Origin of the sequence: Ruegeria sp. R14_0 (assembly GCF_017743975.1) — a bacterium.
In the GTDB taxonomy this organism is placed as follows: Bacteria; Pseudomonadota; Alphaproteobacteria; order Rhodobacterales; family Rhodobacteraceae; genus Ruegeria.
The window spans coordinates 407,886-423,833 of sequence record NZ_JAGHRC010000002.1 but is presented as its reverse complement, the minus strand read 5'-3'; the positions used below and the strand labels follow the sequence as shown (position 1 = coordinate 423,833).

Annotated in this window: 14 protein-coding genes; 2 read left to right on the top strand and 12 right to left on the bottom strand. The window is 53.7% G+C overall.

Annotated elements, in window-relative coordinates; all coding sequences use genetic code 11:
- Window positions 1–111: 111 nt before the first annotated feature.
- The gene (locus tag J7416_RS08150) at window positions 112–1,020 is read right to left on the bottom strand and encodes a hypothetical protein (RefSeq protein ID WP_209224221.1); all 909 of its coding nucleotides are present in this window, start codon (window positions 1,018–1,020) and stop codon (window positions 112–114) included.
- Between the two features lie 232 nt (window positions 1,021–1,252).
- Here J7416_RS08150 and J7416_RS08145 point away from each other — a divergent pair, with 232 nt between their 5' ends.
- On the top strand, window positions 1,253–2,854 hold the full coding sequence (locus tag J7416_RS08145; protein ID WP_209224220.1) for a BCCT family transporter: 1,602 nt from the start codon (window positions 1,253–1,255) through the stop codon (window positions 2,852–2,854).
- A gap of 360 nt (window positions 2,855–3,214) precedes the next feature.
- On the opposite strand, the gene J7416_RS08140 is transcribed toward J7416_RS08145, so the two are convergent.
- The 4 genes from J7416_RS08140 to J7416_RS08125 form a co-directional block, all read right to left on the bottom strand.
- The gene (locus J7416_RS08140) at window positions 3,215–4,141 is read right to left on the bottom strand and encodes an alpha/beta hydrolase (RefSeq protein ID WP_209224219.1); all 927 of its coding nucleotides are present in this window, start codon (window positions 4,139–4,141) and stop codon (window positions 3,215–3,217) included.
- A 99-nt stretch (window positions 4,142–4,240) separates the two neighbouring features.
- Window positions 4,241–5,257: an AraC family transcriptional regulator gene (locus J7416_RS08135; RefSeq protein WP_209224218.1), complete on the bottom strand. Its 1,017-nt coding sequence runs from the start codon at window positions 5,255–5,257 to the stop codon at window positions 4,241–4,243.
- A 263-nt stretch (window positions 5,258–5,520) separates the two neighbouring features.
- Window positions 5,521–6,687, bottom strand: a complete 1,167-nt coding sequence (locus tag J7416_RS08130; RefSeq protein ID WP_209224217.1) for a hypothetical protein — start codon at window positions 6,685–6,687, stop codon at window positions 5,521–5,523.
- Window positions 6,688–7,119: 432 nt separating this feature from the next.
- Entirely contained in the window at window positions 7,120–8,082 is a 963-nt protein-coding gene (locus tag J7416_RS08125; RefSeq protein WP_209224216.1) for a hypothetical protein, read from the bottom strand.
- A 357-nt stretch (window positions 8,083–8,439) separates the two neighbouring features.
- On the opposite strand from J7416_RS08125, the gene J7416_RS08120 reads away from it, so the two are divergent.
- A complete protein-coding gene (locus J7416_RS08120) occupies window positions 8,440–9,105 on the top strand; it encodes a GntR family transcriptional regulator (protein WP_209224215.1) in 666 nt (221 codons plus the stop codon).
- A 619-nt stretch (window positions 9,106–9,724) separates the two neighbouring features.
- Here J7416_RS08120 and J7416_RS08115 read toward each other — a convergent pair.
- The 7 genes from J7416_RS08115 to gntH all read right to left on the bottom strand — a co-directional run bounded on the left by J7416_RS08115 (window position 9,725) and on the right by gntH (window position 15,672).
- Window positions 9,725–10,834, bottom strand: a complete 1,110-nt coding sequence (locus tag J7416_RS08115; RefSeq protein ID WP_209224214.1) for a biotin/lipoyl-binding protein — start codon at window positions 10,832–10,834, stop codon at window positions 9,725–9,727.
- A 40-nt stretch (window positions 10,835–10,874) separates the two neighbouring features.
- Complete coding sequence (locus J7416_RS08110) at window positions 10,875–11,534, bottom strand: hypothetical protein (RefSeq protein WP_209224213.1); 660 nt, start codon at window positions 11,532–11,534, stop codon at window positions 10,875–10,877.
- 38 nt (window positions 11,535–11,572) lie between these two features.
- Window positions 11,573–12,466, bottom strand: coding sequence for a hypothetical protein (locus tag J7416_RS08105; protein WP_209224212.1), 894 nt, complete (start codon window positions 12,464–12,466; stop codon window positions 11,573–11,575).
- Window positions 12,466–12,891, bottom strand: a complete 426-nt coding sequence (locus J7416_RS08100; RefSeq protein ID WP_209224211.1) for a DUF202 domain-containing protein — start codon at window positions 12,889–12,891, stop codon at window positions 12,466–12,468. The genes J7416_RS08105 and J7416_RS08100 overlap by 1 nt, the downstream gene beginning before the upstream one ends.
- A gap of 19 nt (window positions 12,892–12,910) precedes the next feature.
- Window positions 12,911–13,258 carry a DUF1622 domain-containing protein gene (locus J7416_RS08095; protein WP_209224210.1) on the bottom strand — a complete coding sequence of 116 codons (348 nt, stop codon included), beginning with the start codon at window positions 13,256–13,258 and terminating at the stop codon, window positions 12,911–12,913.
- Between the two features lie 5 nt (window positions 13,259–13,263).
- Complete coding sequence (locus J7416_RS08090; RefSeq protein ID WP_209224209.1) at window positions 13,264–14,292, bottom strand: GTP-binding protein; 1,029 nt, start codon at window positions 14,290–14,292, stop codon at window positions 13,264–13,266.
- Window positions 14,293–14,370: 78 nt separating this feature from the next.
- The gene (gene gntH / locus J7416_RS08085) at window positions 14,371–15,672 is read right to left on the bottom strand and encodes a guanitoxin biosynthesis MBL fold metallo-hydrolase GntH (protein ID WP_209224208.1); all 1,302 of its coding nucleotides are present in this window, start codon (window positions 15,670–15,672) and stop codon (window positions 14,371–14,373) included.
- Window positions 15,673–15,948: the final 276 nt, after the last annotated feature.

Genomic DNA, 15,948 nt, shown 5'->3' with positions numbered 1-15,948 from the left:
ATTCGAGTGCCGGGGTCAGGGCACAACGTCTCAGATGTCAGGCGCATACATGAGAATGCGATCAAAGGAAAGGGAAACCGCATCGGGAATGCGTTGGGCCTTGGATGCGCCTTAGAAGGACTGCTCGCGCGATTTACGTAGGGCACGGATATCTTGCAGGGGGTCGGACACCACCGGTTCGACAGGGTGAGGTGTACCAGTATCCTCGGTCTTCAGAAACGCCAGGGCTGAGATCGACCAGAGCCACGCATTCAGCCATAGCAGTGCCCCGCCCGAGGCAACACCTTTCAGTATGAATTCAAGGTCGAAGTCCGGCAAAGCTTGCTCTGTGATGACCGAGACCACGGACAAAAGGATCGGCAACAAGGCGTACAAGGTCGTGAAGAAGCCGAAATAGACTTGCAGGAAGATCGAGGCGAAAAACACGCAGAACAGCGGGATAAAACTGCGTCCGAACCCGTTGAAAAAGGCGTGACTTGGCGCGCGCAGCCCCGAGGCCTGTGCGGCGCTGGCCAGGGGCACGGCCATCACCGCATAAAACGCGGCTAGCGCGATGCATTTTGCGATCAGACTGCTGCCGACAGCGATGAAAGCAAATGCGACCTGCGTGGACCGGGCGGCATTCTGAAGGGCTGTAAACGAGAAGGGCTCTCCGACCTGCCACATGGCAAAACCGATCGCCGACAGGTTGATAGCAAAAACGATCACGGCCAGAGCGGCGGCAAAAAACAGCCCATACATCGCGGAGTACAGGACCATGGCCCGAAAATCCGTGTGCCGCTTGTCGCCTTTCAACTCAAGGGCCACACGTATTCCGAAAAGGGTGATAAAGGCGGTTGTAACAGGCTCGCTGATGTATCCAGCCATCCCGAGGGTGAAGACCCCCAGAACCGTCCAAACAATGATCGAAGCAAGCATGATCACAAGGATGGGGACAATCATGCGCAGCGTCACGCGGATCGACAGCAAAAGCGAGTTGAGAATGAGGGTCACATTGGGGGCAGGACTTGTCAATTTCATAAAGTACGAATGCCCCAAATCTACCCAAAGGAGAGTGGCGCGCAAGGGATGCTCGCGACACCGTCACATTCCCATACGCGAATGCGTTTTGTGAAAAAGTGATTGCGGTGTAGCCTGTTACCACTGAACCCGCGGCTGAAAAGACGGAAGCGCGCCAAGGGGGTATAACACTCATATCCGTCAGTCGGCCGAATACCTTGGCGTTTGCACCTAGTGAACAGAGGGGCATCGTATGGCTCAGACTAAGAAAATGCTGGATCCGGATCCACGGATCTATGATTTCGAAACCGAATACGAACTGGGGCAGGACAACGTCCGGCCATTCGGTCTGGACATCCACAACCCGGTCTTTTTGATCTCGAGTATCCTGATCTTCGCGTTTGTTCTGATCGCACTGGCCAATCAAGAAGGTGCCGCAGCGCTGTTTGGCTGGCTACGGCCATGGCTGACCAGCACGTTTGACTGGTTCCTGGTCCTGTCGGTCGATGCAATCACGTTGTTCTGCCTGGTCCTGATCGTCTTGCCGGTGGGCAAGGTTCGGATTGGTGGCAAGGATGCAAAGCCCGACTATTCCTATGCCGGATGGATTGCGATGATGTTCGCGGCCGGTATCGGTATCGGGCTTTTGTTCTTCGGGGTCATGGAGCCCGTGTATTACAATTTTGCCGAGGACGGTAATGCGCGCCCGCTGGGCATTGATATCGCGGTTCCGGGCAATGAATATATCGGCATCGTTGGCACAATCCATCACTGGGGGCTGGAAGGCTGGGCAGTCTATGCCGCTGTGGGTCTGAGCTTGGCCATCTTTGCGTACAACCTTGATCTTCCCCTGACCCTGCGTTCGGCCTTCTACCCGATTCTGGGCGAACGTGTCTGGGGTTGGTGGGGTCATATCATCGACACTTTGGCGGTGTTTGCGACGCTGTTTGGCCTGACCACCTCGCTGGGTCTTGGCGCGCAGCAGGTTGCGGCGGGCCTGAACGAAGTGTTTGGTATCGAACCCAGTCCGACCGTTGTGGTCCTGCTGATCATCGGTATCACGCTGATTGCGCTGGGCTCGGTTCTGATGGGGATGGATGCCGGCGTCAAACGGTTGAGTGAGATCAACATGATCATGGCCGTGGGCCTGTTCATCTTTGTCATCGTTGTCACCGGCGTCGGCACGGCCATCGCGCGGTATTTCAACGTGATGGTGGACTACGTGACCCATCTACCGGCGCTGTCTAATCCATTCGGGCGGGAAGACACCAGTTACTTCCACGGCTGGACAACCTTCTACTGGGCCTGGTGGATCGCATGGTCGCCCTTTGTGGGCATGTTCATTGCCCGCATTTCCAAGGGTCGGACGGTGCGTGAGTTCATCCTTTGTGCGCTGTTGGCCCCCACGGCGGTTTGCGCGCTGTGGATGTCGACCTTTGGCGGCGCAGCCATCGACATGCTGAACGCAGGCGGAGCCGAAGGTGTCCGCGCCACAGTGATCGACAGTTACGCCCCGGAAGGAGCCCTGTTCGGCTTCCTGAAAGAGCTACCGCTCTACGGCATCGTAGCCCCCATCGCGCTGGTGCTGATCGTGGTGTTCTTTGTCACCTCGTCGGATTCCGGCTCGCTGGTGATCGATACGATCACCGCAGGCGGCAAGATGGATGCGCCGGTAATCCAGCGCGTGTTCTGGTGCACGTTGGAAGGTCTGGTCGCCATCGCGCTGCTGTTGGGCGGCGGATTGTCCGCCCTGCAAGGCGCGGCGGTGTCGACAGGGATACCTTTCACGCTGGTCGTTCTGATGATGTGCTACTGCCTGTGGCTGGCGCTGAAATCGGAGAAGGCCAAGATGTAAATTTCTGCTGTAAACAACGAAAACGCCCGCCGCTGGGCGGGCGTTTTCATATGCGGATTTCAGGTAGCTATGAGCCCGAAGCGGCCCATGAACCTACTTTAGCCTTTCGCTCATACAGCAGGTCGCGAACCGGATATTCAAAACTGGATCGCAAACGGCGGTTGAGCGGACCAAGCCGACCGCAGAGTAACTAGGTCTTGTGTCTGCTTCACTACATTCCGGACGTTCCCCGGCACTTCACAGATGGCAGGGCTGCGGATAATGCAAACATTGGGGTCTTTCGCATGAATGACCGCTTAGAAGTCGGCGAGACTATCTTCGAGGAAGGAACGGCAGGCCGCACCTTCCTCGAGGTCAATTTTAGCTCATGTGCGTATCAAAGAACTCGACCATCGTTTCAGGGTGCTCACCAAAGAAGTTGTAGCCGATGAAGCGGCGGGTACCGCCGTCTTCGATCCAATGCAGCTTCTTGTTCGGGTTCGGCAGCAAGTCAAAGGTGGTCTGCACGTCTTCCGGGACCGTCCAGACATCATCTTTGTTCTGCACGATATAGGTCGGCATCTTGATATTCTTGGCGAACAGATGAGGCGTCATTTCATTCAGGTTTAGTCCCCTGACGTTTTCGACTTCTTGCACAAACGTGTCGTAGAACTCGCCCAAACCCATGCCATCGAGGGCTACCTTAGACATGATGTTGATTGAGGCAGGCTGAGCGCAAACGAATGCTTTCACGTCCTCGAAATACTCTGGGTTCTCGGTCATGGCGTGTATCGCAGCGCCACCACCGGCACACGGGTTGAAGAGGCCGGTTTTCATATCCCGCAGATGCTCCTGCGACTTAACGTAGTCAAAGGCCGCGATGACATCTTTGTACTCCTCGGAGAATCCCTGACCCCAGGCATTGTCAGGAGCGTAGTCGCTTTCACCATGGTTGCGCAGGTCATAGGCGAGAACGTTGTAACCCGCGTCGTGGAGAGCCTTGTGAACCTTACCGAACTTCACTTCGACGTTCTGGAAATCGCTCCAGGGCTTCATATGCCCCGGATAACCATAGCGATTGAGGGTGGTCGGATGGTTGCAGATGATCAGCTTGTCTGACCCTTCAGCGGGGATAAACCAGGCCGCCAGTTTGATGCCGTCATCGGCAGTGAACGTGACATCTTCGTATTCCATCCCATAGTCCTTGGGTGTCTCCAAGATTGGTGCGCGCTCGCCATCAATGGACACATAGCCACGGGCCACCGCTTTGAGTGTTGCAAGTTGTTCCGGGGTTGGTTGAGCCGTCATTTCTTTTCTCCTGCAATTGGCGAGTTTGATTGTTCGGGGCCGGTCGTCCGAGCCCGTTGGAAGTGGTTCATGGTGAAGGTCGTTTGAGAGAAGCCGACGCTAGGTGTCGTTAGGCACCTTGTCCGGGCTGTCTGGAATGCGGGAACGCCATTCTGCCGGGGTTTGGTGCTCCCACTTCTGGAAGGCTCGATAGAAAGACCCCTGGTCCTCATATCCAAGAAGGTATGCGATCTCGCTGATGTCGAAATAAGGCTCGTCCAGGTATTCACGCGCCAGTTGGCGGCGCGTGTCTGATAGCAGCGACTTAAAGCTGTGGCCTTCGCTTTTCAGATGGCGCTGCAAGGAGCGCTCACTGATGGCCATGTCACGCGCGATGCTGCGGAGTTCCGGGCGACCGGCAGTCAGAGCGCGGCGCAGGTGCCAACGGACTTGATCGGTCAGTGACGTGCTGTTCTCGGCTTTATTCAAATCGGCATTGAGCGCCGCGTCCAGCATCGCGAGAAGTTCGCTATTGTAGCTGGTGAAGGGTATCTCCAAGTCCGCTTTGTTGAAGGTAATCCGGGCGTGCGGAGCGTTCCACGAAATGGGGCAATCGTACCAGGTCTCTAACCGTTCGCTTCGGCTCCGACGTAGCTCGATTCCTTTCGGCGATAATGTTTGTCCGGTTCCCGCCCGGACCATGTTCACAAGAAATGTAAAGGTCGCATCTGTAAGTGCGTCGGGTTCTGTCTGCTTGGCATAGGTCCAAGCAGTTGTCACAGCACACCCGTCGCCTTCGACCGCCACGCGAAACTCTTCAGGCGCGCAAAGCGCTTTGAACCGCGCGACACGATACAAAGCCTCCCCAACATTCTTGGCATGGAACGCGACAAGAAAGGACGGCGGCAAGGTTGCTTCATGCATTGTTTCCGTAACCGCGAGGCCAATATCATCACCGCCGAGGGTTTGGAGGACCTCCCACATTGCGAAGAGCTGCCTCGTCGTCATGCGCCCCTCTGACGAGAACACGCGTGATGGAAGGTTGGCATCTCGCATGAGCACAGCGCGGCTAATCGACAGGCTCTCGAGAGCTTTCCAGAAAGTGTCGGGCGTCTTTATTCTGTCGCGGGTTTGCATTTTCTTATTCCTCGGTGTCGGAACAGAACATAGCCTCTGACACCGCAGAAGTTTATAGCCGCACCCGCCAAACCATTCGCATAACACGCCAACCGGCACATCTTGCTGTCACGACCCAAGTGGTCATTCAACAAAGGCGCAGCATCTGGCTCTTTGGGCCCAGAGCAGACATTCGAAGTCAACGACAAAGGGCGGAAGGCGGGAGAACGGACAAAGTTGCCGTTTGCGTAAAATTCTCCGAAGCATGCTGATAACATCAAGCCTCAGATACAGAGCATTGGCGGTAGCCATGTTTCTCTTAGCGGGGACTGGTCCGGTTTTACAAAAGTCACGCGGAAGCTCGTGACATTCTGCTGATACGCCAACAGAGCCCCGCCGTGGTCAGAATTACACAATGGTTTCCGAAGCCAGCTTGCTGCTTTGCGAGCCGCACTGTTGCCTGTCCAAGTCTTGAACTCGTTGGGTCTTTGAACTTCAATCGTCAGTTTGATCACCTCATCTGAGATGGTGGCTTCGACAAAGCTAAAATCTCGCGACGGTGGTAACTCTGAAATTGCAGTCAAGATGCCTGGGCCAGTTTCCTTTAGCGCACGTTTTCGGTCATCATCGTTTTTGATCCAATCCTGAATCTGTATATACGTTTCCAAGTTGGCTGAAGCTCGCCGCTTGGTCGGAATTCGCCGCCACCGCGATGTCATCTCGGACCCGTTTTGTGGCAAGGCAAAAACGTAACCAGGTGACAATTCGTAGGCATAGCTCTCAACGACACCTTCTGCTGCATCCACAACCATGACGCATAGAATGAACCTGTCATCGGGTTGCGCAATCGTGGTTGCCCAAACGCGTGCCTCAGCATTGCAGCGTTCTCGCGACCGCGAAACTGGCTGGTGATTAGGTTTGCCCCAGAGAAACCCAATCACTGCTTTTGGAGACGCATCTTTGTCATAGACGCCATCAAACCCATCAGTTTTCTCGGCGACAACACGGCAGACCACATAATTTGAATAGGCGAGCGCGAGGTCTTTATCGGTCGTCAGTGCTTCGCCACGATGCGGTTCCAAGCACGAATTTCCAATGATGGGCGAAACATCTGGGTGTTGTGGCCAGTCAGGGCGCATCGTTTCGAGCCAGAGACTCGGTGGGTTTTCACGTGCAAATTTGAAGTCTTCAAGCATCCTTAACCGGTATGAAAACTCCTCAGTCCCATTGTGACCAGTTCGGTAACGCACATAGGCGATCAGATGTGGGTCAACTTTTCCAGCAACTGGTTGGGCTCCGACCTCAGTTACTGTTTTTGCGGTAGTTGCAGTGCTGGAGTTTTCCGTGCCCATCCAGCTCGCACGAATGGGATCGAAGAACAGAACCAACGCGAGAATAAGCCCAAAGACACAAATCAAAGCAGAGATAGAAACCGAATATCTTGCGAACATTGTATTTCACCGAAATGCACTTGCTTTCATGCCTAGGTAAATTTGGCTTGCAAAACAAACACACTTTGGGTGTGTCGTTAAACCAAGCTAGATTGAAGCGTACATTGGTGCTGCGTGGAGCATCAGTTAGTTTGGGCTCTTACCGCAAAGCCGCGGCAAACCGGGCATTCCCCGACGCTTCACAGATGGCAGGGCTGCGGACCCAAACAGACGCTTTTGCTAAACGGCGAGCCATAAGTGGCCACCCAGGGTCTTGTTTCGTTTCGAAGAAAGCGAAAACCGAAGTACAAGTGGTGCCAGTGCAACCCGGGGAATTGATCGTTGTGGTGATCGTACCTCGTTTAGGGGCTGGTGAATCGTCGATTTATCCTGAGCCTCAAACAAAGAAAAGGCCGGCGCATTGGCCGGCCTTAAAGGTGATCTGAATGTGCTTCAGAGAAACGCTAGATCGTCTGTCGGAATGTAAATCGTATCGGTGCTATTATCCGTGATTTCGATTTTGGTGAGTCCAAAGACTTCGGTGACTTCGATGTTTTCTAATTGATCCGCCTCTGCGACGATGCCAGGCAAATCCCCAAGCACGACAGAGCCCCCCGTCGGATCAGGCTCGTCGCCTACAGACACGTTATCCGTTCCGATGCCGATCTTGTTGGGGGAGGTTTCGAGGTCCACAAAAACGAACTGATCGGCCGGATTTTTGGGGTTGATCAGGCTGTCCGGTCCAAGAACATCAGCGATGAAGTCACCCGCACCTTTGAACATCATCGTATCTGCTGGCGATCCGTCGTGATACTGGACTTTGATTGTAAAGGAGTCTCCGTCGAGGCCAACGAGCTCAACACGTGTGTCCTCGGGGTTCAATGCAGCCTCAAAAAGAGCCTTCAGATCCTTCTCACCTTTTGCCGAGCCTCCGACGAGATCCCCTATGTTCGTCGTTCCACCCTCGCCGTCACCCATATTCTTGGATGTGCCGAACGCAAATTTCCCAATCTTGCCGTCACTCAGATCATAGATATTGAATGATGAACGACCGTCGCCGATGTTGGCTTTGCTGTCGATTGAAGCATCAAAATCATCCATGGGCACGCCAGAGATATTGGCAATATCGGTGGTTACAACCTCGCCTTCGCTGTTCGTTTTGGTGAATACCAAAGAGAACGTAAGATCACCGTTCTCTCCGCATCCGATGTTTGTGACGGAAACGCCCTCAACTTCGCCGGCAAGTGCTTTCTTGAAAAGCTCAGGTACTTCGTCGAAATCTAACTTGTTCCCGGTAATGTCTTTAAGGTCGTTAAACGACCCTGGAAGATTGCCAAAACTAACCTTGTCGGCGCTGTAGTCGACGTCCACTTCGCGGCTTGCGCTGTCTCTCAAGTCAACAGGTACATTTCCCATTATCCATTTCCTTTAACCAACCGCCAAAAGGGCGGCACAAAAAGATACACGTCCCGCACCCCACGGGAGATGGAACTGGTATACCAGATGGCGAAAACGACCACAATCTCAACACAATCTCGCCACGCAATTTGCGCAAATTCACCCGCACCCGAGGTTCTTTTCGCTTGCGAACAATGTGTTGCGTTCAAGACAAGACCGTGAAGCCAGCTAAAATGTGATCTCGACCCACCGCTATTGTTAAGATTTAATGAATAGAAACTGCTAGCGCGGTGCACCGCTCGATTCGCTGACCTTGAATACGTCTTTAGCTGTGAGGAGGCGCTTCACATCACTATCGCAAATAAGCCGATTTCGATGGAAATTCTCCCGACACAAAGGGGAACCCGAAAGCGTATCGCCGATGCAATTCGCACCGATATCATGCGAGGCACACTCAGGTTTGGACAAAGAATTCCTGAATCGGAATATATGTCTAAGTTTGGGGTCAGCCGCACTCCAGTTCGCGAAGCGACGCTTTCATTGAGCACCGAAGGTTTGGTGCAGATCCGGGCGCAAGCCGGATCTTGGGTTATTGATTTGAACAAAGAACGCCTTCGAAAGCTCTTCGTGGCACGCCGCCTACTCGAAATGGCAGGCGTACAGGGTGCTTCTAGAAAAGAACGTGAGACTTTGGCCTCCGATCTCGAATCGCTTACACCGGACCTGTATCGCCCTGTCGAGTCGGCAACGTCGTACGATGCATTCAATGACGTCGATACGGAATTTCACAGACGTCTCGTGGCGGCGAGTGGGAACGAGTTTCTGTTGCAGGCCTATCAACCTGTGATGGTCTGTTCCATGGCTGCACGCAGTCGACTTGAGAAAAGCTCAGTGGTTTCTGAGCAAGCCAATGACCATCACGGACGTATTTTGACGGCCCTTCAAAGAAACGATTTAGCTGATCTTGAGAACACGCTCGCTGAGCATTTCGATTGGGTTTTCAGTCTGCTCCTTCAGGTGCCAGAGATCCTGGAAGATTGAAGAGCTTGAAGTAAGTAGCAAGTGACAAAGCGATTTTGCAGACGGCCAGGCTAGCCGGTGTCTTTTCTTCAGTGCCGAACGGGTCAGGCGTTAAAACTGGAAAATCTGAGTTTTGGGATTCCCTGCTCTTGGATCCCGTCGATCCTTCAATAAGTCAGCTTCAACTTCGGGCGCGAATTCGCCGGTCTCGGCGGTGTGCGGATTGGCTGATAGCCAGACCCAAACCGGACATTCAATCTGGGCTTTGCGGTTTCGCAAATCGCAACACGAACAGTTAGGTTCTATGGGATGCCGTGTCTGATAATGTGTCGGGCGATGCAGTTTGGTTGTGATGTTTCTCCCAAAGAACCCAGTAGGCGCGTTCGAACAGGACGGAGTTCGTGAAGATCAACATCAAAGTCTCTGGCGGCGCAACCGACGGATGAACGGGGAGATGGACCGTAACAATTGGACTACCACACTCGAAAAAACCGCTCACAGCTCCCATTCGAACGGGTGCCGTCTGACGGCCGCGGTAAGCCCACATAAAAAGCCATTGGTTTCCGGGTCCGGGGTATGCACAGTAACTGTGTTATCCTGTTCTTGATGAAACCAAATCTTCTCACTACCGTTATCGAGCTCAAATGTAGTTGAGCTTCTTGTTGATCCAAAACAGGATTTCCGCGAGCACTGAGATTGCACCGGCCTCTTCCGTGATTATCAGTGCGGTTCCTGATGTACCAAGCTGCGCACGATCTGAAGGAAGGCCATCTGGGATATCAATGGTGACAATGTAGCTTGACGTGCCTGCAAGTTCGCGCAGGCTAGGCAGCCCGCCCCTTGTGTCCAACGCACCTTCTCTCGTTCCCGGCGGGATTGACAGAATAGTGGTCTCAAACTCTTGACCTGGCATTGTGCCCAAAGCGATCCGGATCGTATCGCCAACGGACACGTTGGGATAACTGCTTTGCGGTAACCGCGCGATCAGCAGCCGATCCGAGGGAGCCATGAAGTTTATAGCGCCCTGCAAGGTCGTGACGCGATTGCCAGGCCGAAGCGAGAGCGCCGTCACAACACCGTCACCAGGCGCGCGCACGACCGTCTGCTGCAAAGCCCACTCAGCCTGGGCCAGCGCTTCCTGAACTTCAACGACCCCAACATCAACTCCATCCACCTGAGCTGCGATGCGTCGTTCAAGGCTTTGCCTGCGCGCCTGCGCTGCTCGCAGGCCAGCTTCGAGTTGTTCAATCGTGGAAACTGCCTCTTGCAATTGGAACTCTGCTGCAGCGCCGCGCCCAGTAAGCTGAACGATGTCGTCGCGACGCTGCACACCGAAAGCGAGTTGAGCTTCAAGAGAGTCGATTTCTGCTAACGCCGCCTCATAGTCTGTCTGCAACTGGTCCGCTGCCGATTGTGCTGATGCGAGCGAGGCCTGAAGTCGGGCAACTTCAGCCGCGTAGGTGGTGTCATCTATCCGAAACAACACATCGCCCTTCTTCACCGGTTGGTTCGCTTCTACCGCCACTTCAGTGACCGGACCGGATACGTTCGGCGCTATGTTGATGACCGCACCTTGCACAGACACAGCCCCAGACGGTGTCGTGTGGTTTAAGGCTCCGATCACAACCAGCGCTATAACCAATGCTCCACTATAAACGACTGTCTTGAAGAACCCGTTCCAAGGCAGGACTTTGAGTTTCGCAAAAACCAGCCAGACAATGCCAAAATAAAGACCGAGAATAATGAGCATCGTAAATCGCCCTCACTGTGTTTCATTTGATCTGTTGTCGTCAAAACTCGCGCGTATAGCTGATGCCAACCAGATCACGTTGCCCGAATGTGTTGTCGATGTGGCTGCCGAACACGCTGATGCTATCGTCCGGCGATGCGTTGAAGGTAACGCCCGCACCGATGGTAAACCCCGAGTAGTCGTTGGAACCGGCAGATAGGACACCGCCGGTTTTTATAACCCACCGTTCAGACAGTGGCTTGAGACCAAGTATACCAACATAACCTCCTTTGCTGGCCACTTCAGCGGGAAAGGCATCAGCAAAGTCAAAGTCACTGTTGCTGATCCGACCATCGGTATAATTTGCGCCGAGTGCGGGGAACAAAAGCCATCCCTTCGGTTGGATGTCAAAAGCAGCAAGCGGTACAAACGTTCCTATGGCGTATTGCGTTTGCTTGACGCCGCCTTCAAGCTTCTGCTCGGACGCCGAAAAATTCACTATCCCAAAATCAAAGAGATAAGAGCCGCCAATGCGCCACTGATCGTCTTCTGAGATCGAGACATTGATCTTCGTTACAGGCCCGAACGCAACCGAACCGAATACGGTGCCAAAATCACTATAACGGGCACCGAATTTCGTAACGATTTTGGTGGGATCATCCGCCAGTTTTTCATTTTCACCGGTTTGTGCCCAAGAAACGGAAGCGGCAAAAATGAACATGGTTGCAAGACATGTTCGCGATTTCGTTCGCCCAATTGTCATGTATTGGCGCCCGCATCATCTTGCCCGGATTGGTCTTTCCGTTTGCGAGCTACCGCGCAGACAATTGTAAAAACCAGGTTGATTGGAACCATCAATGCCATGAAAGCCAAGACAGTGGACGAATAGGCAGGATTGAAGCAGCACGCATCTACAAGAAGGTAAACGAGGCCGACATTGCGCAGGTTTGTGCATATTGCCAGTACTTGTCTGAACTCCCTGTCGTCGCCACCAAAAAACCACCCAACTGTCATCAGCGAGAGAATGAAGATCAATATTGCGATCAGGCTCACCGGTCCCAGTCCGACCGCAGCTTCCTGCCTGATGCTCAGGCTCATTACGACAGATAGAATAAAAGAAACCGTCGATATGAGCATTGCCGGTTTGTAGATATGCTCGGCCACTGTTGACAGAAAATGCCGGATCAACATTCCCAACAATAGCGGGATGCCGATGACACCCACGATACGGATCACCAATTGATCCCAAGCAACACGTTCAAGTGCATCGGCAGGCAGAACAATCTGTGCCGCAGCCGGTGCCAGTATCAAGCCAATGGTCGAGAGTAGAAACAACAAGGCACCAGCTGCACCCGCTTGACCTGGTGCCTTGGTCGAGAACTGGACTGCGTTGATACCGCCGGGCGCCACAGCCAACAAAAACAATACGACGCCCACTGGTCGCGGAAGTGGAAAGAACCCTATGATCAAAATCGCTATTATAGGCGGGATGAAGACATTTGCTGCAAGCAAACGAGTAAGCCTTTTGCGTTCGAGAAGGGCGTCTCCCATTTCACGAAAGGTTGCACTCATCCCTATACAGAGCATCGCGAGGCAAACAAAAATATGGATAAACAGCGTGACGGATTCTTCGAAAGGAAGCGGGGACTCCATCACAGTGGTTCCACATTCCAAAGTATGCTGATTGTAGCGTAAATAGCGACTGCCAAGATCAACCCGGCTGAGACCAACGCTGGTGAGATCGGAAATGGCTTTCCGGAGATATCAGAGATCCGCTTAAGAAAAGTAATTTGCTGCACTAAGGCGACAGACAGCATTAGCACCGACAGTACCAGCATGAATAGTCCGACGAAACGTGCGTGTTCCACCGGAGCTTCTTCCAACCCAGGCACTTCAGTCAGAATTCGAAATAGTGCGGGTATGGAAAAACCGAAACCAATGAGTGACGTGGCCGTTCTCATGTATCCCATAGTCGTCCTGTCTGACGCGAGCCGAGAACGCTCGAATGCAAGGTCCGTGCGTTCTCCAGCCATCTGGTTGGTAGAACGCACCGCTTCATCCTCGTCATCAAAGTCCATAGTATGCCTCAGTGCATTTTCAGGTTTCATTTGGTTTGTCTGCGACGCGCTCCTCGCGAATTTCCCGAACCAGGAAGTAATCCAGAAAGGTGCGGACAAAGGCGATGGCCGTCAGTTTCGCGAGTTCCTCGATTGAAGGGTCTGTTGCGGTTGCGATAATGTCTGCGCCTAGTTGCAATTCGAGCGCCACGATCAGGTACTTTCCGAGGATGCGCCGCGCGGCTGGCTCGGCGTCCGACTTTCGATGCATGATGAACGCTCGTGCGAAGGCTATGCCTCCCGCAGCGACAACGAAGACACTTGCCGCTTCGAACAGTATCTGGATGTAGCTCGCCCCTTGAACGATCAGCACTTCCAACGCATGCATAGTAACTATCCCGCGGCGACAGTTACAACTTGGCTGTTTTCGTTTCCGACAGACGAGACCGTGCAAGCATTGAACAACGCGTCCAAATGTTCTGGATCGAGCGTTGATCCATGCGCGATCGCAACAAGCCGTGTTTGCGGCGTTTCTTCGCCCCATGGACGGTCCCGCATCAGTTCAAGACGTCTGCCGACAACCTGCAAAACGTATCGGTGCGCCGGATCCTCGGCCAAATGCACGAAACCTTTGCATCGGTAGATATTGCCGGGAAGTTCGCGTTTGATCATGCGTTCAAGCGCACGGCGCGACACCGGTTCAGCCCAAGTTCCGTTCCAGGTTTTGAAGGTGATCCCATGATGATGCCCGTGGTGGTGCCCATGGTCGTGGTCGTGATCTGAGTCCGGAACGGACCGTGCTACATCGAAGCGACCTACTGAAAGCAAAATTTCGAGCGGCACCTCGCATTTCACCGCAGGTACGATGCGCACACGCTTGAAGTGCCCATCAATCCAGCTTTTGACTTTTGCAGCCTCTTCCACGCCGGCCAGATCAACTTTGTTCATGATCACAAGATCAGAAAAGCCGATTTGTTCCAGTTTTAGTTTCACGAGTTCCGGATCTTCATGCGAGAAGACCTGGTCGGTATCAACGACACAGGTCACACTGTCTAGTCGGATCATGTCGCGGTATGAAGAGTCCGCAAACGTCATGTAGATACCCGAAGGATCGGCAACACCGCTTGCTTCGAGAATGATGTACTCGATCGGGTCTTCACGCTCCAGCAATTCAGCGACGGATTCGATCAGGTCGTCCCTGATCTGGCAGCACACACAGCCGTTTGCCAGACTGACCATGCCATCTTCGACATCTACGACGAGTTCGGCATCCACGTTGATTGCCCCGAAGTCGTTCACAAGGATACCGACTTTCAACCCGTGGTCACCGGTGAGAATGTGATTCAATAGTGTCGTTTTGCCCGCGCCCAGAAATCCGGTGAGGATCGTCAATGGGACAGCTTCTTTTACTGCAGTGGACATTTGAAACCCCTTGTTTTGCGCATAATGGGCCGAACCACCAAGTCGCAATGGTGCGGCCCGCTTTGTTTGTGAACGGCCTTATTTCCCGTCACGGGCGTCGATCAGCGCCTGAACATCGATTTTGAAGAAGTCCTCGTCATAATGTTGCGTCAGCGGACGCTGCACATCCTCAGGTGTGTAGATCTTCGGGTCCAACTCGCGCTCGCGCAGGAAGGCATCCTGCTGTTCTTCCCGCGGCCGCCGTGGCTTGGGCATCGGGATAAAGTCAGGAAGCTCGCCCCCCGGCAAAATCTCAACCGGCAGAGTTCTGGGGTCTGGTGGCTGCATCGCCGGTGTCTCTGGCCTCAGGGCCATGCGCTCCCAGATCCTGTCTTTTGTGACGTTGATGACTTTGATGTCAGGCCCACCCCACATAAACAGCCCATCCCAGTGCGCGCGGATTTCTTGGATTGATTCACCTTCGGGATTTTCGGTGTAGTGGCAGATGACGCCGGCTCGGGGCTGGATTTCATTCATCAGATACCCTGCCGCATAATAAGGCGTATGGTAGGTATCGATCGTAAACTGAAGCACCTCGGTCGGTGTGCCATATTTGTAGTTGAAGAGTTTTGGCACGTCGGCCTGACCCTCAGTTACGAAGATGTCGCAGCCTTTCGCGAACTTGATCGTACTCTCATCTGGGCGCCCGTCGCCCGTCCAGACGAAGGACAATCCGGCCTCTTCCCAGTCAACACGGTACGCCGAGGCGCCGTTCTTAACGTGACTCCGCGCCCAGTGGGTCACTTTCAAACCGGGTTCTTCGAGAACGATGCCGCCTTCGTCCTTGTAATCGAATTCGACAACCTCGGTGTTGTATCCTTCGCCGATCGGGCAGTGGTCAAAGTTTTCAAGGTGCCACGTCATCATCTCATGCATTTTGTCGACCATGTATTGCGTGCCCGTTTCCGGACGGTCGCCAGTCGGACCAAAGATGCGTAGACCATTGCGCCAACCACCACCCCAAGCGCGGAACGGCATGAAGTAGGGCAGGTCGGCATAGTGATCTACATGCAGGTGGCTGATGAAGATGTCGCGCACCATCGGCGGCAAAATACCGAGCTGAATGATGTTCTTTACGCAACCATTGCCAAAATCGAAAAAAAGCCTGCGCGGGAAGGGCGTGCCGTTGCCGAGTTCCAGCACAATTGAGGTGCCTGATTGCTGAAGCGTGGGTGGCCATGGCGTGCTGCCGGTGAAACAGATGCGCATCTCACCCTTTGGCAGAAACTCATTCGGTGGGAAAAAGTTGTTGCTGCTGCAGCCTGGGGTTGGGCGGTAGTAATCTGGCAGTGTAATACCGCCGCCAGGGCGTTTGCCGTAGGGGTTGCGGGGTTGGCTCATTTTGGGATCCTCCGAGTATTGGTTTGGCGCACGGTTTTTGGCTTGCTCTGGGTTCCTGAAGATCGGAATCTACGGTTCTTAGACATTGTCGATGTCAATCGGCTTCGATTACCCTCTGCGTAAGTCGTCGAATTTCAGACAGCAGTTCGTCTCGAACCGTCTCCCACTCTCTTCGTGCGGGAGACTTTTCCGGGGAGAGGGCTACTTGCTTAAGGGCTTCATCAAGGTCTTCCACCGCCTCAAGTACATTTTTGCTCCTTAGCGCTCGGAATAGAG